Below are 16646 nucleotides of genomic sequence, written 5' to 3' on the forward strand. Positions count from 1 at the left end.
TCATTTCCGCTTCAATCAGAAGCGACTTTATTAGTATAACATTTTCAACTAGGCGTGTCAAATGTTTTTTATTTTTTTCAGTCGCTGCTGCTTTAGTAAAAAACCGTTTCGCTAACAGCGACGTCTAATAATATATCACCATCAAGAATCAGAGTCAACACTTTTTTTTATAAAATATCCTCGGTGAAAAATCTTTTGTCCCTTTGTTTCAATCGGCTCTACTCCAACCAGGTCCTTTTCGACCAAAAACTCAAGAATAGCGCCGAGGTCCGCCGTGAAATATTTAAGCTCAGGATGTGTGAGCAGTTCGGCAAATTGCCAAACGTTTTTTTCGCCCATCACATTCAGAATGTGTGCGGCTCCGATTTCAGCTTTGGAATGAATGAGAAAATCGCTTGCGAGGAATAATAACTCCAGCCGTTTTTGCAGACTCTCATTGCTTTCAATCAGTTCTTTATAAAGCTTATATACCTGCGGCTCCATATGCCGGACTTGGTTCCATACCGTTACTTCGGGATGGAAGCCTTTATCAATCACTTCGATTCTGGCCAGATGATGAAGAGCGTGCACGATGGAATTGTAAGCATCCAAAAACTGATCATCTTCAAAAAACGCTTTTCCTTCTATATACCTTCTGATTAATTTTCCGTATTCAAGCCCAATTTTCAGTTTTCGCTCTGAAAAAGGGAATGTATTGAGCTGTTCAATCAGCTTTACGATATATTCGTTTCGGTCAAAGAGAATTTTCCCGTTCAAAATCCAATCTATGATTCTTCTGTTTGTTCCAAGCAGGATCCATTCTTGAAGCTGTTCAACGGAAATGATATGAAGAGAAGCCGTTTTTCCGTCAAATTCATAATGCTTCACGAATACCGGTTCCTCAGCCTTATTTACGATTACTAATAATGCCGCATCAAAGTTATCTGTTGCTGAAGAGGTTTGGTTTCTCCTCTCTATGATCATCACAGCTAAAGTATCAGGGCGGCTTGCTCTTTCTTGGTAAATCGGACGGAGAAGATTTTCCATCACCATTCCTCCAATACAGATGTAAAATACGTTCTCTAAAATGCTTCTCTTTCGTTTTCTACCTACTTCTACGAGCCAATAAAAACTCCTTTATTTTGAAAACACATTGACATATTATAATCAATTCCCCGGAAACTCTCTATAGAAAAATACCATTTCATTCATTTTTATTAAAGAATAACACATCTTAGATATGCTATATTAGAGAGAGGGGGATGAATATGGCGAAATATTCTAGTAAAATCAATAAAATCAGAACGTTTGCCTTAAGCTTAGTATTTGTCGGCTTCATCATTATGTATGTCGGTATCTTTTTCAGGTCTTCTGTCTTGCTGATGTCGGTGTTTATGCTCTTGGGGGTTTTATCTATCATGCTGAGCACGGCGGTTTATTTTTGGATTGGTATGCTTTCAACAAAAGCGGTCAAAGTCATCTGTCCGAATTGCGAAAAGCCGACCAAGGTCCTCGGCCGGGTTGATATGTGCATGCACTGCAGGGAGCCTCTTACGCTTGACAAAAATTTAGAAGGAAAAGAATTTGATGAGTCATATAATCGAAAGTCCGTCAGGCAGGCACTGAAACAAAAATAAGCTGACCGTTAAAAAAGCGGCCAGCTCTTTTTAATGGCTTTCTTTTTTATCGCATTCCTGACATAAACCGTATATCTCCAGTCTGTGGTGACTGACTTTAAATCCTGTCACATGTGAAGCAAGCTGCTCTACTTCATCCAGCCCCGGATAGTGAAAGTCTACGATCTTTCCGCAGCGTTCACAAATCGCATGGTAGTGCTCGGAAGTCACAAAGTCAAACCGGCTTGAAGAATCTCCGTATGTCAATTCTTTCACGAGCCCTGATTCTTTAAATACCCGTAAATTGTTGTAAACCGTTGCTACGCTCATGTTCGGAAATTTTCCTTCCAGAGCTTTATATATATCATCTGCAGTTGGATGAGACATAGAATTTACGAGGAATTCCAGAATGGCATGACGTTGAGGAGTAATTCGCACCCCGGTTTCCTTCAACGCTTCCAACGCTTCTTTCAGGTTATGTTCAGCCATCGTCATGCACCTCTCTTCTAAAAAAAATTCTTATATTATAACGTTTATAATTAGTGTAACTCCAGAGCGGAATTTTTGTCAATTCCAATCCCTGTGAAAACCCTATTTTCAAATCAAAATCCTCTTAATATACATCATGTTCAATCATCCGGCAGAATATGTCCATAACATGAGGCCAAACCTGTTGCGGCCCGGCCCCATGCTTGTTCTTATTTTTCATACACTTCTTTTACAGCTTGCAGAGCCTCTGCAACGTGGTCTTTCACCCTTACTTTCCGCCATTCTTTCACAAGGCGGCCTTCTTTATCAATTAGAAAGGTTGATCGTTCGATCCCCATATATTCTTTGCCAAAATTCTTTTTCAGTTTCCAAACGCCAAAGCTTTCAGCGAGTTTATGCTCATCATCGACAAGCAGCAGAAATGGCAGATCGTGTTTTTCCTTGAATTTTTCATGTTTTGCCTGATCATCAGGACTGACGCCGATGATGACGGCATCAAGTTCTGCAAAGCTTTCATGGCTGTCTCTGAAATCGCATGCTTCCGTCGTGCAGCCCGGTGTCATATCTTTCGGATAAAAATAAAGCACGATGTATTTCCCTTGAAAATCTGACAGTTTTACTTTTTCGCCGTGATCACCAAGCAGTTCAATTTCAGGAACCTTTTGTCCAATTTCTACAGTCATTGTTTTGCCTCCTGTATATTTAAAAGTTTGCTTCCCTTCATTATAAAAAACAGTTCCCTCCTGTTCAAATCAAGCCTGAGAAAACAGGGCCGGTGCGGCTGTCTTTTTGCTCTCAGATCACAACGTGTTACAATATAGCCATACACAGAGGTTATAGAAATGGGGAGGACATTATGCAGCATACACAATCAGAAAAGCTTCATGAAGAAGCTCTTCAGCATATCGTAGGCGGTGTCAACAGCCCGTCCAGATCATATAAAGCCGTGGGCGGCGGATCGCCTGTCGCGATGGAAAAAGCCCAAGGCGCTTATTTTTGGGATGTAGACGGAAATAAGTACATAGATTATCTTGCGGCATACGGACCGATTATTACCGGCCATGCACACCCGCACATTACAAAAGCCATTCAAAAAGCGGCCGAAAATGGGGTGCTCTACGGAACACCGACAAAACACGAAGTCATGTTTGCCAAAATGCTGAAGGAAGCCATTCCGGCATTGGATAAAGTAAGATTCGTCAATTCGGGAACGGAAGCTGTCATGACAACGATCCGCGTCGCCCGCGCGTATACCGGCCGGACGAAAATTATCAAATTTGCCGGATGCTACCACGGCCATTCGGATCTCGTGCTCGTCGCTGCCGGATCAGGACCTTCAACACTGGGTACACCGGATTCAGCAGGAGTGCCAAAAAGCATTGCAAATGAAGTGATCACCGTTCCTTTTAATGATATTGACGGCTATAAAAAAGCCCTTGAAAAATGGGGAGACGATGTTGCGGCAGTGCTCGTTGAACCGATCGTCGGAAACTTCGGAATCGTTGAGCCGAAAAGCGGATTTCTCGAACAGGTGAATCAGCTGACTCACGACGCCGGCGCACTGGTCATTTATGATGAAGTCATTACCGCGTTCCGCTTTATGTATGGGGGAGCACAGGACCTCTTGGGCGTCAAGCCTGATCTGACGGCGCTCGGCAAGATCATCGGCGGCGGACTGCCGATCGGCGCATACGGCGGCAAAAAGGAAATCATGGAGCAGGTGGCTCCGCTCGGCCCTGCATATCAGGCAGGGACAATGGCGGGCAATCCGGCGTCGATCTTATCAGGAATCGCCTGCCTGGAAGTCCTGAAAGAAAATGGGACGTATGAAAAGCTTGACCGCCTCGGCGCCATGCTTGAAGAGGGGATTTTGAAGCACGCCAAAACGCACGGCATCGAGATTACCATCAATCGTTTAAAAGGCGCCCTCACCGTCTATTTCACAAATGAAAAAGTCGAGAATTACGAACAAGCCGAAAATACGGACGGCGAGATGTTTGCGGCATTTTTCAAACTGATGCTTGAACGGGGAGTCAACCTCGCCCCTTCCAAATATGAAGCATGGTTTATCACGATCGCACATACGGAAAAGGATATCGAAGATACGCTGAAAGCCGTTGATGAGTCATTTAAACAATTGAAACAACAAGTGTAACAAAGAGAGCGTTTTTGCTCTCTTTTTTATCAATGAACCGATATTTTGAAAAGGTGTCTCCAGGTCATTTGGCGCTAGAAGAAACAGCTTGTTTTTCTTTTTTTTGACAATGGTTTGTTTTTTCTTAGAAATGGGTTGAATATTTCAGAAGATCGCTGTATATTACTTTATTGTTTGGCAAATTAGCAGAGAAATGTTCTGGTACGATTCATTTTCTGTAAAGAACGAATTTTATTATAGAAAGGGATGCAAGTACAGCCTAATGAAACTTGGTGCCCGTATTCTCAAAACAGGCATTGCCATTACGCTTGCACTTTACCTCGCAGCATGGATCGGCCTGCCTACCCCGGTGTTTGCCGGTATTGCCGCTATTTTTGCGATACAGCCTTCGATCTATCGTTCATTTTTGACGATAGTCGATCAAGTGCAGGCGAATATTATCGGTGCTGCAACAGCTATTATTTTTGGACTTATTTTTGAACCCAGTCCGATTATCATCGGATTGACGGCGGTCATTGTCATTGCGATTAATTTGAAGCTCAAGATCGAAAATACGATTTCGATCGCGCTTGTCACCGTTATTGCGATACTGGAAAGCTCCGGCGACAACTTTTTAATGTTCGCTTTGGTGAGAACCGGAACAGTCATTCTGGGCGTTCTGTCTGCGTTCCTGGTCAACCTGATCTTTCTGCCGCCCAAATATGAAACAAAGCTCGCCAGCCATATTGTCGAGAACACAGATGAAGTCATTAAATGGATTCGTCTTTTGACGCGGAAAACGACAGAGCATAAGATGCTGAAAGAAGACATTGAAAAACTGAAAGAAAAAATGATGAAGGTCGACCATCTTTACTTGCTGTACAAAGAGGAAAGAAGCCATTTAAAACGAACGACGTATGTGAAGTCAAGAAAGCTCGTTCTTTTCAGGCAGGCGATCATCGCGTCCAACCGTGCGCTTGATACCTTAAAAAAGCTGCACCGTCTTGAAAATGATTTTTACCATATGCCGGAGGAATTCCAGGAAACGCTTGTGGAAGAACTTGATTATCTTCTTCACTGGCACGAGCGGATTCTGATGAGATTTGTCGGCAAGATTAAAACACATGATACGGAAGACCTTCTTGAAGAAGGGGACGTGTACAAACAGCATTTGACAGAATCGTTCCTGAAAAACCAGGATAAATTGAAAGAAGAACTATTGGATTACAATATGCTGACCATTATGGCGAGCGCGGTTGAATACCGCGAGCAGCTCGGCCATTTGGAAACGCTGATCTCAAGCTTCCAGACGTATCATCGCGAAGACAGCGAGCTTGAAGTCGGTGATGATGAATGAGCCGCCAACGCTCGGCATGCTGAAAAGCCGGTTAACGACATCGTTAACCGGCTTTTTTATTTGCCTTCTTTCATTTTCGGGTCAAGAGTATCCCGCAGCCCGTCGCCCATTAAATTGAAGCCGAGCACCGCCAGCATAATCGATATACCCGGAAAAAACAATGTCCAGGGAGCCTGTGCCAAGTAAGGCCTGGCATCAGCAAGCATTTTTCCCCATTCAGGGTTTGGAGCCTGCGCCCCCAATCCCAAAAATCCGAGTGCGGCCGCCTCGATAATCGCTGTTCCAATATTGAGCGTGGCCTGGACGATAACGGGCGCCATACTGTTCGGCAAAATATGCTTAAACATCATGCGGAAATTGGACATGCCGACCGCCCTTGCAGAAAGGATATACTCCTCCTGTCTGATGCTGAGCACTTTTGAACGGACAAGCCTTCCAAACGTCGGGATATTAATGATGGCGATTGCAATCAGCGCATTTTCAAGCGAAGGGCCGAGAATGGCGACAATCGCAATCGCGAGAAGGATGCTTGGAAACGCGAGCATAATATCAAACATTCTGGAAATCAGCCCGTCCGCCCATTTGCCGTAAAAACCGGCAATCAGCCCTAATATCGTTCCCGCAACAGCCGAACCCAGGCAAGAAAAGAATCCCACCCAAAGAGAAAGCCTTGCGCCGTAAATCACCCTGGAAAAAATGTCTCTGCCAAAGTCGTCCGTTCCAAAGAAATGTTCTGCAGATGGCGGAGCCAGTCTTTCTGATAATGACTGGTCATTTAATCCGTATGGAGCGATGAGCGGCGCGAAAATGGCCAGAAGGATAAAGAGTGCGACAAGTATGCTGCCGGCGGCCGCAAGCTTGTGCTGAAAGAACTGCTGCATATGTTCCGACAGAGGCGAGCGGACCTTTTCTTCTACCCTCTGCCGTTCTTCCTGCAGGACAACCATATTCCCCGCCTCCTAATACTTAATTCTCGGATCGATCACGGCATACAGCAGATCAACGATAAAATTGATCATGACGAAGATGAAGGCGATCATAAGGATGCCCGATTGAATCACCGGATAATCCCTATAGCTGATCGCATCATAAATGTAGCGGCCGATGCCGGGCCATGCAAAAATCGTTTCCGTCAAAATCGCGCCGCCAAGCAAAAGTCCTGTCTGCAGGCCGATAACGGTAAGAATCGGAATAAAAGCATTTTTTAGACCGTGTTTATATACGACGGAAAACATATGAACGCCTTTTGCTTTTGCCGTGCGGATATAATCAGACTGAAGAACCTCAATCATACTTGCTCTCGTAATTCTCGCGATAATCGCCGCGGGGATTGTCGCAAGGGCCGTCGCCGGGAGAATTAAGTGGCGGATCGTTTCGCCGAACTGGTCAAATCTTCCCTGCAACAGTGTATCAAGCGTGTGAATATAAGTGATGGCTTCTACCGGATTTCTCACATTTTCCCTTCCGGTAGTCGGCAGCCAGCCGAGCTCGATGGAAAAAAACCATTGCCCCATTAATCCCAGCCAAAAAATCGGCATGGATACGCCGATTAAAGCAATCAGCATGGCTGTATAATCAAACACCGAGTTTTTAAACCAAGCGCTGATCATTCCGGCATTCACCCCGATCAATACCGCAATCATCATCGCAAAAAAAGCGAGTTCGAGAGTGGCGAACAAATAAGGCTGCATTTCTTTTATAATCGCCGCCCCCGTGCGGATGGAAGTCCCCAGATCCCCTCTCAATAAATCTCCGATATATCTTCCATATTGAATATACCAAGGCTGGTCAAGGCCGAGCTGAACGGTCAGCTGCTGGACCGCTTCTTTTGTCGCCCTTTGGCCGAGAATCACCTGTGCAGGATTTCCGGGAATAAAGCGGATGATTGAAAAGACGACGAGGGTCATGCCGATAAGAACAGGTATCAGCATGACGGTTCTCTTCAAACAGTAAGCAAGCAATGGCAGTCACCACCTTGTTCAACTATTTCCATTCTACGCCCGACAACACTTCACTCCCCGTCGGGTGCGGGACATATCCTTTTATGTCTTTTGAGCCTGCCAAAACCGGTGTCGAGTGAACAAGCGGGACCCACGGCGATTCTTCATGAATCAGCTCCTGCGCTTGTTCATAAAGCTTATTTCTTTTCTTCTGGTCGGGATCTGCCTGTGCTTCGATTAAGATGTCGTGAAGCTCGTCATTGCTGAAATACGTATAGTTGTTGCCGCCGATATTGTCCTTATCAAGCAATGTGTAGAGAAAATTGTCAGGATCGCCGTTATCCCCCGTCCAGCCCATTAAAAACGAGTCGGCTTCGCCTTTGCTTGCTTTATCTATATAGGTAGCCCAGTCATATGTGACGATTTCCGCTTTGACTCCGATTTTTTCAAAATCAGATTGAATCACCTCGGCGATTTTCATGCCGTCCGGCATATACGGACGCGGAACGGGCATCGCCCATAGCTGCATCTTGAATCCGTCCGGATATCCCGCTTTTTTCAATAATTCTTTTGCTTTTTTGAGATCGTACGGATATGGTTCAACACTGTCATTATAGCCTTCGAGTGAAGGAGGCAGCGGATTTTTCGCAGGGTCTGCAAGGCCGCCGTAGAAGGAATCGATGATCGCCTGTTTATTGACGGCATGGTTTAACGCCTGGCGGACAAGCTTATGATCCAGCGGCTTTCTCGTTGTTGTCAGTCCGAGGTAGCCGACGTTCATGGACGGCCTTTCAAAAATTTTCAGGTTGGGATCGCTTTTGATGCTTTCAATATCTGACGGATTCACGCCGTCCATCAAATCGATTTCACCGGTTTTTAGCGCATTCAAGCGGGCCGAGTTTTCCGGAATCGCTCTGAAAATAATCTTTTTCAGTTTCGGTTTTTCCTGATCCCAATAGTCTTCATTTTTTTCAAGGACGATCCGGTCATTCGGTTTCCATTCAACGAATTGATACGGTCCAGTGCCGACGGGGTGTTCCCTGAATTTGTCCCCGTATTTTTCGATCGCCGCCGGGCTGGCGATTCCAAATGAAGTCATCGCGAGGTTTTTTAGAAACGGTGCCTGCGGACGCTTTAAAATAAATTGGATTTTATGGTCATCAAGAATTTTTATATCTTTTATGACATGCCCATCATCCTTTTTATAGCCTCCGAACATCCCATAGTAAGGAAATTTTTCTTCATCCCCGTTCATCCACCGGTCAAAATTGTATTTCACGGCTTCTGCATTAAAATCGGTTCCGTCATGAAATTTGACGCCTTTTCTCAGCTCAAGCGTATAGGTCAGACCATCGTCTGAAGCCTCCCATTTGACGGCCAGGCCCGGGTGAAGGGTAGTGTCCTGCTCTCCGTAGTTCAGCAGCGTTTCAAAAATGTTTGTCGTCACCTTGAATGCTTCGCCTTCAGTCGTTGTAATCGGATCAAGCGAGGTTGAATCACCGCCTCTTCCGAAAATGAGCGTATCTTTTTCATTTTTGGCACCGCCCCCCTCTTTTTGGCTCTCTTTTCCAGAGCATCCCATTAAACATAAGGACACAGCCAGCATCATTCCCAAGGCTTTCAGCCAATGTTTTCTTTTCATTCTCTAAGCCTCCCTGTTGGTTAAATGACATGCGGTATAATGGCCATTCGCCGTTTCGGCCAGCGCCGGCTCCGCCTCCTCGCATATTGCTTCACGTTTCCGGCATCTCCCGTAAAAAGGACACCCTTTTTCATGAGCACCAGCAATATGAACGTCTGCTGCCGCTTCATCCACTTCTCCCTTTCCGATAACGGGCACTGCTGCCAAAAGGGATTCTGTGTAAGGATGTTTCGGCGCTCTAAATAATGTGTCGGCATCAGCCATTTCGACGATTTTTCCAAAATACATGACCGCCACCCGGTCGCTGATATAGCGAACGACGCCAAGATCATGCGAAATAAAGAGAAAGGTTAGTGAAAAAGCTTCCCGCAGATCTGACAGCAGGTTTAAAATTTGCGCCTGTACAGACACATCCAGCGCTGAAACGGGTTCATCGGCAATGATCAGCTTCGGCTTTGTGATCAGCGCCTTTGCAATTCCGATTCTCTGCCTCTGTCCGCCGCTGAATTGATGGGCATAACGCTCTCCATATGAGGCGTCCATGCCTACGATCTCAAGCATTGAGCGGACGACATCTTTCCTCTCGGCTTTCGTTCCTAACCGATGGACAATCAACGGCTCTTCTAAAATATCTTTGATTTTCATCCGGGGATTTAAAGACGCATAAGGGTCTTGAAAAATCATTTGAAACTGCCTTCTCATCCCGCGGAGCTCTTTTGCTCCGAGTCCGGTGATCTCATGTCCGAGAAAGACCACCTTGCCTGAAGTCGGTTCTGTCAGCCGCAAGATCGATTTTCCCAAAGTTGATTTGCCGCAGCCGGATTCACCTACAATCCCGAGAATCTCTCCTTTTTCGACCGAAAACGAAACATCATCAACCGCTTTGACCGTTTTTTTTCGAGAGACCGGATAATATGTTTTCAGCCGGCTGACGTTTAAAAGCTCATTAGTCATCTGTCCCTCCTTCTTCCTCATAGAGAAAGCACCGTACGGCGTGTTCATCATGTAATCTGCCAAGCTGCGGTTCTTCTTGAACGCAGCGATCGACTTTGTGCGGACATCTGGGGGCAAACATGCAGCCTTTTTTGATCGTTCCGGGCTTCGGCACTTGTCCTTCAATCGACGTCAATCTCTCCGATTTGCGGGTGAATGCGGGAATGGAAGCAAACAGCCCTTTCGTATAAGGATGTTTCGGATCTGCAAAAATGGCTGCGACGCTTCCTTCTTCAACGATTCGGCCGGCATACATGATCATCACTCTTCTGCACGTATTGTGCACAACGCCGAGATCATGAGTGATCAGAAGAATGGCTGTTTGAAATGCTGTGTTCATTTTTTTTAAAAGAGAAAGAATTTGGGCCTGGATGGTGACGTCAAGAGCGGTTGTCGGTTCATCGGCAATCAGCAGCTTCGGATCGCAAATGAGAGCCATCGCGATCATGACCCGCTGCCTCATACCGCCCGATAATTCGTGGGGATACTGTTTCATCAGCTGGTCCGCCCTCGGAAGGCCGACGGTTTCCAGCATGCGGACGGCTTTTTCGGCTGCTTGCTTTTTGTGTCTATTTGTGTGGCTGGATAGAGCTTCTATCAGCTGATCTCCAATCGTGAACAGGGGGTTGAGAGAGGTCATCGGCTCCTGAAAAATCATTGCTATTTCATTGCCGCGCATATGGCGCCATTCTTTTTCCGACTGCATAAGAAGATTCTTTTCCTGAAACAAGATCCGTCCTTTAGTGCGGGTATTGGCATTCAGTCCCATCAGGGCAAGGGAAGTGACGCTTTTGCCGCAGCCGGATTCCCCGACAACTCCGATGATTTCTCCTTTATGGATGGTGAAAGAAACGCCTTGAACAATCGGAATGTCAGATTTTTTTTTTTGAAACGAAATGGAAAGATCCGATACTTCGAGCAATTTCTCCTTTGTCACATATACACCTCCGGAGCTTGTATTTTTTAAATTGTATTTACGCTGCATAGGAAATATGTACGAAATTTATAGAAGAGAAAAAGCCCGGCCTCCGTTTGCGATAAACGAAAGTCAGGCTTTATACATGTCAGCTTAATTTTTGAATCGTAAATAATTGCTTATAATGGCCGTCGCGGCTCATCAGTTCCTGATGCGTTCCCATTTCGGCAATTTGTCCGTTTTCGATCACGACGATTTTGTCAGCATGCGTGATCGTGGACAGTCTGTGAGCCACGATAAAGGTTGTCCGGTCTTTTGCGAGCTTTTCCATCGCTTCTTGAATATAATGCTCGCTTTCAAGGTCAAGCGCTGAGGTGGCTTCATCCAAGATCAAAAGCGGCGGGTTTTTCAAAAACACCCGGGCAATCGAAATCCGCTGCTTCTGCCCTCCTGAAAGCTTGACGCCCCGTTCCCCGACCTTTGTCTCATATCCCTCGGGCAGCTCCATAATAAAATCGTGGGCATTTGCCGCCTTTGCTGCTGCAATGATGCTCTCCATCGAAGCGTCAGGGTTTCCGATTGAAATATTTTCACGGATCGATTCGCTGAACAAAAATGTATCCTGCAGCACCATGCCGATCTGGTTTCTCAAGCTTCTCGCCTGGTAATCGCGGACATCGACACCATCAATATACAAATGGCCGGATGTGACATCATAGAACCTGGGGATCAGGCTGACCAGCGTAGATTTCCCGCCTCCGCTCATACCGACGAGGGCGACCGTTTCACCTTGTTTTGCTGTTAACGACAGGTTTTTCAAGATCATTTCATTTGTTTTTTCATATTGAAACGAGACGTTTTTAAATTCGACAACGCCTTGTAAATGGTCCGCTTTTATGGCATTGGGCTTATCCTTTAATTCATACGGTTCATCGATAAACTCAAACAGCCTGTCCATGGAGGCGATCGATTGGGTCAATGTCGTCGATGAATTGATAAGGCGCCTCAGCGGATTGTAAAGTCTTTCGATATACCCGACAAACGCAACCATCGTACCGACCGTCAAATTCCCGTGAATAACATGGTAGCCTGCAACTGTAATGATAATGAGCGGCGCCAGATCCGTAATCGTGTTGACAACGGCAAATGTTTTCGCATTCCATGCCGTATGGCGGATCGCTTTGCCGAGGAAATTTCCGTTTTCATGGTCAAACTGCTTTTGTTCATGATCTTCAATGGCAAAGCTTCTGATCACCGGCATTCCCTGAACCCGTTCATGAAGATGGCCCTGCACCTCGGCCAAAGCCTGGGACCGCTCTCTCGTCAGGGTTCTGAGCCTGCCGTAAAAATATTTAACCGAGAGCCCGTAAAGCGGGAACAAAATAATCGAAATAAGGGTCAGCTTCACATCCATCGTCATCATGATGGCAACGGCGATAAAAATCGTAATGACATCCAGCCAGACGTTCATAAGCCCGATGATGACAAATTCTTTCGTTTGCTCGACATCATTGATCACCCTTGAAATAATTTCGCCGGCTCGCGTATTCGCGTAATATCTGAGGCTCAGTTTCTGAATGTGGGAAAAAAGCCTGTCCCGGATGTCATAGAGCACCTTGCTTGCCGTCCATTGCGCAAAATATTGCCGGTAGTATTCGACAGGCGGCCGAAGCACTAAATAAACGGCGAACACGACCGCCATTACGGTAAATAGTGAAGACGTTTTTTCCTGAGCCGTCCCGGTTCCCTGAATGATGTCATCGACCACATATTTCAGGAGAAGCGGGATGACGAGCGGAATCGAAAATTTTATAATGCCGATCAGGACTGTCAAGATGATTTTCCATTTATACGGCTTGACAAATTCCATATATCTTCTGATGATACCCACAGTATCCCCCCTCTGTTTTTGTCTTTGTGTGAGTCCACCACAAAAAACCTGTTGACTCTCAACAGGCTAAATGGCTTATTTTGTATAATGGAGATACCGTTCATACCAAAAATCGATAAACTCCGGAGCAAACGGACCTTTTCTTTGATGAATCCAGTGAAGCAGCGTATTCAAATGGTATCTCAGGATACCGTCTATTTCCTTTGGATAATTCATCGCTTTTTTATGGTCTGCGTATTCGTCTTCATCAAGAATATGGTAGGTCATATCGGGAAAGACCTTTACGTCCAGATCATAGTCAATGTATTTGATGGCTTCATCGTCCAAAGCAAACGGCGAGCTGATGTTGCAATAGTAATAGATGCCGTCTTCGCGAAGCATGCCGATGACGTTAAACCACTGCTTTGCATGGAAATAACAAATGGCGGGCTCTCGTGTAACCCATGTCCGGCCGTCAGATTCCGTGACCATTGTCCGGTCGTTGGCGCCGATGATGCACAATTCCGTTGCTTTTAATATCGTCGTTTCGCTCCAAATCCGATGAATTTGCCCATTGTGCTTGTAGCTATGAATTTGAATGGTTTCTCCTTCCTTGGGAAAGCCCATGTTTCTCCCCTACTTTCTTTGCAAAAGCCTTACAAGTCAGTGTTTCACATCGCCTGTCCGACAGTTCTTTTATTTATTATAACGTTTGAAAATAAAAAATGAAAATAAAACAGCCACTCCGGAACAGGAATGGCTCTTTTCAGGAAAAAAAACTCAGGCTTCAATTTTTTGATATGCCTGAATCACCTGTTCCGTCTGTTTTTGAAATAAATCCTGAATGGCGGCAAGGTCTTTTCGCTTTTGAGATATGTCTTCCCGAATCGATAAAAGCTGGGCTTTTTTTTCGAGGGCCATCAGTTCTTTTTCGATTTGCTGGCATCTTTCAATCTCGGCTTGAAGATATAGTAGCTTATCCATAATTTCCATCTGGCCTTGAACCAAATTTTCAAATTCCGGCATTTATATCCTCCATTCTTTGCTCTACTCCATTTATTGCCTAAGTATCATTTCTCTATACCTGCTGAATGTCCTTTGACTGATTCTGCCTAAGATTCGGAAGTTTTGTCGGATCACAAGCGGAAAGAAAAAAGCACCCCATCCGATCATGAAGTGCTTTTTCCTGTTTCAGTGATTAGCTGTTTTGCTGTTTGTTTTGCTCAGCTTGCTGGTTATTTTTTCTCACTTGCTGCGCGTCAGTTTCGCTGGCAAATTCAGTGCCGAACTGACCACCTTGAGCAGAAGCTTGGTTTTGTTGTCTTACTTTTTGTGCGTTTGTTTTGGATTGTTGGTTAGCCATTGTATATCACCTCCACGACACTTAGATTGTGCAGACGGGTGATATCCTATTCACTCAGGCAAAAAAATTTAAACGAGCAGGGAGCGTCCGCCGTCGATAATGATCGTCTGTCCGCGGATCATATCCGCTTTTCCTGACGTCAAAAATTCGATGGCATCGACCATATCGCCGATTTCGACCATGCGGCCGGCCGGCGTATTTTTACGGGCATCCTCAAGAAGCTCTTCCCGGTTTGGAAAATGCTTCAGCGCGTCGGTATCGATCGCACCTCCGGATACCGCGTTGACGACGATGTTTTTCGAAGCAAGCTCGACTGCAAGATATCTCGTTAATGACTCAAGCGCCGCCTTGGAAACGCCGACTGTCGTATAGTTTTCCAAATAGCGGATCGAACCGAGGGAGCTGATGCTGACAATATGGCCTCCGCCCGTTTTTTCCATCAGCTTCGCCGCTTCTTGCGCGCAAAAAAGCAATGCTTTGGCATTGATGTTCATCGTCCAGTCCCAATGGCTCTCTTCAAGCTCCATGACAGGGCGCAAAACGCCTGATGCGGCATTGTTGACAAAAACATCAAGTCTGCCGAACGCTTCTTCAATTTGCTGAAACATATCTTTAATTTTCGCCGGCTGGCCGACATTCGCTTTAACAACCAGTGCTTTTACGCCGAGCTGTTCGATTTCCTCAGCTGTTTCCATTGCCGCTTTTTTGCTTCTTGCATAGTTGATGACGATATTGTAGCCGTTTTTCGCCAGTCTGAGAGCCGCCGCTTTTCCGACTCCCCTGCTGCTTCCTGTAATCAGCGCACATTTTCTTTGTTCCATCTGTCATTCATCTCCTAGTATAGATATTTGAATCTGTTTAAAAATAATGTTATCCAAGACCAAAAGGAGGCTTTCGCCTTATGTACGTCGGACGCGACATGAGCGAGCTCGATCAAACGCCTAAGCATGAATGGAAAGATGCGGAGCTCCTCTATTTCCACCACGCCTTCCAGCAAATGATGCCTTTTTTAAATCAGGAAGGGCATGAAGAATATGTGGAGGTTGTACAAGAAATTAAAGCCAGAGGCGGCCTCCGCCGCCAAGAAGCCGACTATACGCACGGCACTGAAATTCATTATGATTAACGGGCAGCATTCACAGTCAAGCTGCCTATTTCATATACATATTCCATATTTTCTGGTGCGACACAGGGAAGGCGTATTCAGCAAGCTCTTCTTTCGTCACCCTTTTCAAATAGGTACCATCCGGCTGATTCAGCACTTTCCCGAAAAAAACGGAAATGTTCCAGACAAGGTGTGTAAAGACGTGTTCAACGATCCCTTCAAGCGGGCCGATGTCGGCCTCGATTCCGGCTTGTTCCTTCAGAAAAGCTGAAAGCTGCTCCCGTTCTGTTTTCAGGCCTTTTTGCGTTTCTGTATTTGGAAATTCCCACAAATTCGCAAGCAGGCCGGATTCAGGTCTTTTATGAATGTAGAAATAACCTTCTTCATCTGTCAGAACAACGGCAGCAAGGCTTTTCAATCCGGGCTTCTTCTTTTTGCTTTTGACGGGCAGCTCTTTTTCGCACCCTTCAGCAAAAGCAGAGCAATGTTCACGGACCGGGCACAAAAGGCAGGAAGGCGATTTCGGCGTGCAGATGACCGCGCCAAGCTCCATCAGCCCCTGATTAAATTCAGACGGTTTATCTTTTGACATAAAGGCTTCCACGATGTTTTCAAATAATGTTTTTGTCTTTGGTTTTGCGATGTCGTCCCATACGGACAGAATCCGGGACATCACCCGCATCACATTGCCGTCCACCGCCGGAACCGGCTGATTGTAGGCGATGCTCAGCACCGCGCCTCTGGTGTAAGGGCCTACTCCTTTTAACCCGCCAAATTCCTCTTTTGAGGAAGGAACAACTCCGCCATACCGTTCATGCACTTCTTTGACTGCGCTTTGCAGATTCCGGACGCGGGAATAGTATCCCAGTCCTTCCCATGCTTTAAGCACTTTTTCTTCATCAGCTTCGGCGAGGGCTTTTATGTTCGGAAACTTGTCGATAAAATTGTTAAAATAAGGGATGACCGTTTCAACCCTGGTCTGCTGCAGCATGACCTCCGAAACCCAGATTTTATAAGGGTCCGTGTCTGAACGCCAGGGAAGATCCCGTTTTTCTTTTTCATACCAAGAAATTAAATCTTCTTGAAACTGTTGAATATTTTTTTGCTCTAATTTTTTTTTCAAATCAATCATGAAACTTCTCCTTGCCTGTCCTCGTCACATTAACACACTGCACTTTTGTTCTTTTGGCTTTTTGTTGTAAACTAAATGCATACACGATAAACATGTTACATGAAAAGTGG

General features: G+C 45.6%; 17 protein-coding genes and 1 pseudogene. 4 read left to right on the forward strand and 14 right to left on the reverse strand.

Going from position 1 to position 16646, the window contains the following annotated elements; all coding sequences use genetic code 11:
- Positions 1-141: 141 nt before the first annotated feature.
- On the reverse strand, positions 142-1026 hold the full coding sequence (locus BTR1S_RS19695) for a nucleotidyltransferase-like protein (protein WP_006639840.1): 885 nt from the start codon (positions 1024-1026) through the stop codon (positions 142-144).
- Positions 1027-1247: 221 nt separating this feature from the next.
- On the opposite strand from BTR1S_RS19695, the gene BTR1S_RS19700 reads away from it, so the two are divergent.
- The gene (locus tag BTR1S_RS19700) at positions 1248-1616 is read left to right on the forward strand and encodes a YgzB family protein (protein WP_006639841.1); all 369 of its coding nucleotides are present in this window, start codon (positions 1248-1250) and stop codon (positions 1614-1616) included.
- Positions 1617-1646: 30 nt separating this feature from the next.
- On the opposite strand, the gene perR is transcribed toward BTR1S_RS19700, so the two are convergent.
- Together perR and bcp are read right to left on the reverse strand one after the other, a co-directional pair.
- A complete protein-coding gene (gene perR / locus BTR1S_RS19705) occupies positions 1647-2084 on the reverse strand; it encodes a peroxide-responsive transcriptional repressor PerR (protein WP_003179961.1) in 438 nt (145 codons plus the stop codon).
- 209 nt (positions 2085-2293) lie between these two features.
- Complete coding sequence (gene bcp / locus BTR1S_RS19710) at positions 2294-2767, reverse strand: thioredoxin-dependent thiol peroxidase (RefSeq protein WP_006639842.1); 474 nt, start codon at positions 2765-2767, stop codon at positions 2294-2296.
- 173 nt (positions 2768-2940) lie between these two features.
- On the opposite strand from bcp, the gene BTR1S_RS19715 reads away from it, so the two are divergent.
- Together BTR1S_RS19715 and BTR1S_RS19720 are read left to right on the forward strand one after the other, a co-directional pair.
- Positions 2941-4239: a glutamate-1-semialdehyde 2,1-aminomutase gene (locus BTR1S_RS19715; RefSeq protein WP_006639843.1), complete on the forward strand. Its 1299-nt coding sequence runs from the start codon at positions 2941-2943 to the stop codon at positions 4237-4239.
- A 262-nt stretch (positions 4240-4501) separates the two neighbouring features.
- The gene (locus BTR1S_RS19720; RefSeq protein ID WP_029418784.1) at positions 4502-5575 is read left to right on the forward strand and encodes an FUSC family protein; all 1074 of its coding nucleotides are present in this window, start codon (positions 4502-4504) and stop codon (positions 5573-5575) included.
- Positions 5576-5631: 56 nt separating this feature from the next.
- Here the strand turns inward: BTR1S_RS19720 and BTR1S_RS19725 are convergent, their stop codons facing one another.
- From BTR1S_RS19725 to fabL, 10 genes and pseudogenes are all read right to left on the reverse strand, one after another.
- Positions 5632-6522 (reverse strand): ABC transporter permease, encoded by an 891-nt coding sequence (locus BTR1S_RS19725; protein ID WP_006639845.1) that lies wholly within the window; start codon positions 6520-6522, stop codon positions 5632-5634.
- 12 nt (positions 6523-6534) lie between these two features.
- Complete coding sequence (locus tag BTR1S_RS19730; protein ID WP_029418783.1) at positions 6535-7536, reverse strand: ABC transporter permease; 1002 nt, start codon at positions 7534-7536, stop codon at positions 6535-6537.
- A 22-nt stretch (positions 7537-7558) separates the two neighbouring features.
- On the reverse strand, positions 7559-9157 hold the full coding sequence (locus tag BTR1S_RS19735; RefSeq protein ID WP_006639847.1) for an ABC transporter substrate-binding protein: 1599 nt from the start codon (positions 9155-9157) through the stop codon (positions 7559-7561).
- 3 nt (positions 9158-9160) lie between these two features.
- The gene (locus BTR1S_RS19740; protein ID WP_006639848.1) at positions 9161-10111 is read right to left on the reverse strand and encodes an ABC transporter ATP-binding protein; all 951 of its coding nucleotides are present in this window, start codon (positions 10109-10111) and stop codon (positions 9161-9163) included.
- The gene (locus BTR1S_RS19745; RefSeq protein ID WP_006639849.1) at positions 10104-11087 is read right to left on the reverse strand and encodes an ABC transporter ATP-binding protein; all 984 of its coding nucleotides are present in this window, start codon (positions 11085-11087) and stop codon (positions 10104-10106) included. The genes BTR1S_RS19740 and BTR1S_RS19745 overlap by 8 nt, the downstream gene beginning before the upstream one ends.
- 127 nt (positions 11088-11214) lie before the next feature.
- Positions 11215-12957: an ABC transporter ATP-binding protein gene (locus BTR1S_RS19750; protein WP_006639850.1), complete on the reverse strand. Its 1743-nt coding sequence runs from the start codon at positions 12955-12957 to the stop codon at positions 11215-11217.
- Positions 12958-13032: 75 nt separating this feature from the next.
- On the reverse strand, positions 13033-13563 hold the full coding sequence (gene ntdP, locus BTR1S_RS19755; protein ID WP_006639851.1) for a nucleoside tri-diphosphate phosphatase: 531 nt from the start codon (positions 13561-13563) through the stop codon (positions 13033-13035).
- Between the two features lie 153 nt (positions 13564-13716).
- The gene (locus tag BTR1S_RS19760) at positions 13717-13962 is read right to left on the reverse strand and encodes a YgaB family protein (protein ID WP_006639852.1); all 246 of its coding nucleotides are present in this window, start codon (positions 13960-13962) and stop codon (positions 13717-13719) included.
- Positions 13963-14134: 172 nt separating this feature from the next.
- Positions 14135-14284: pseudogene (locus BTR1S_RS19765) on the reverse strand (gamma-type small acid-soluble spore protein); the annotation flags it as partial.
- An 83-nt stretch (positions 14285-14367) separates the two neighbouring features.
- Positions 14368-15120 (reverse strand): enoyl-[acyl-carrier-protein] reductase FabL, encoded by a 753-nt coding sequence (gene fabL, locus BTR1S_RS19770; RefSeq protein WP_006639854.1) that lies wholly within the window; start codon positions 15118-15120, stop codon positions 14368-14370.
- 80 nt (positions 15121-15200) lie between these two features.
- On the opposite strand from fabL, the gene yfhS reads away from it, so the two are divergent.
- Positions 15201-15425, forward strand: a complete 225-nt coding sequence (gene yfhS, locus BTR1S_RS19775) for a mother cell protein YfhS (RefSeq protein WP_006639855.1) — start codon at positions 15201-15203, stop codon at positions 15423-15425.
- Between the two features lie 25 nt (positions 15426-15450).
- Here the strand turns inward: yfhS and mutY are convergent, their stop codons facing one another.
- Positions 15451-16536 carry an A/G-specific adenine glycosylase gene (gene mutY, locus BTR1S_RS19780; RefSeq protein ID WP_029418782.1) on the reverse strand — a complete coding sequence of 362 codons (1086 nt, stop codon included), beginning with the start codon at positions 16534-16536 and terminating at the stop codon, positions 15451-15453.
- Positions 16537-16646 lie beyond the last annotated feature (110 nt).

Source organism: Bacillus sonorensis NBRC 101234 = KCTC 13918, assembly GCF_001592005.1.
GTDB classification, from domain to species: Bacteria; Bacillota; Bacilli; order Bacillales; family Bacillaceae; genus Bacillus; species Bacillus sonorensis.

Excerpts from the sequence above, each read along its gene's own strand:
- BTR1S_RS19720 (WP_029418784.1), top strand. The coding sequence starts at position 4,502 with ATGAAACTTGGTGCCCGTATTCTCAAAACAGGCATTGCCATTACGCTT.
- BTR1S_RS19760 (WP_006639852.1), bottom strand. The coding sequence starts at position 13,962 with ATGCCGGAATTTGAAAATTTGGTTCAAGGCCAGATGGAAATTATGGAT.
- BTR1S_RS19735 (WP_006639847.1), bottom strand. The coding sequence starts at position 9,157 with ATGAAAAGAAAACATTGGCTGAAAGCCTTGGGAATGATGCTGGCTGTG.
- ntdP (WP_006639851.1), bottom strand. The coding sequence starts at position 13,563 with ATGGGCTTTCCCAAGGAAGGAGAAACCATTCAAATTCATAGCTACAAG.
- mutY (WP_029418782.1), bottom strand. The coding sequence starts at position 16,536 with ATGATTGATTTGAAAAAAAAATTAGAGCAAAAAAATATTCAACAGTTT.
- perR (WP_003179961.1), bottom strand. The coding sequence starts at position 2,084 with ATGGCTGAACATAACCTGAAAGAAGCGTTGGAAGCGTTGAAGGAAACC.
- fabL (WP_006639854.1), bottom strand. The coding sequence starts at position 15,120 with ATGGAACAAAGAAAATGTGCGCTGATTACAGGAAGCAGCAGGGGAGTC.
- BTR1S_RS19715 (WP_006639843.1), top strand. The coding sequence starts at position 2,941 with ATGCAGCATACACAATCAGAAAAGCTTCATGAAGAAGCTCTTCAGCAT.
- BTR1S_RS19740 (WP_006639848.1), bottom strand. The coding sequence starts at position 10,111 with ATGACTAATGAGCTTTTAAACGTCAGCCGGCTGAAAACATATTATCCG.
- BTR1S_RS19695 (WP_006639840.1), bottom strand. The coding sequence starts at position 1,026 with ATGGAAAATCTTCTCCGTCCGATTTACCAAGAAAGAGCAAGCCGCCCT.
- BTR1S_RS19725 (WP_006639845.1), bottom strand. The coding sequence starts at position 6,522 with ATGGTTGTCCTGCAGGAAGAACGGCAGAGGGTAGAAGAAAAGGTCCGC.
- BTR1S_RS19700 (WP_006639841.1), top strand. The coding sequence starts at position 1,248 with ATGGCGAAATATTCTAGTAAAATCAATAAAATCAGAACGTTTGCCTTA.
- yfhS (WP_006639855.1), top strand. The coding sequence starts at position 15,201 with ATGTACGTCGGACGCGACATGAGCGAGCTCGATCAAACGCCTAAGCAT.
- bcp (WP_006639842.1), bottom strand. The coding sequence starts at position 2,767 with ATGACTGTAGAAATTGGACAAAAGGTTCCTGAAATTGAACTGCTTGGT.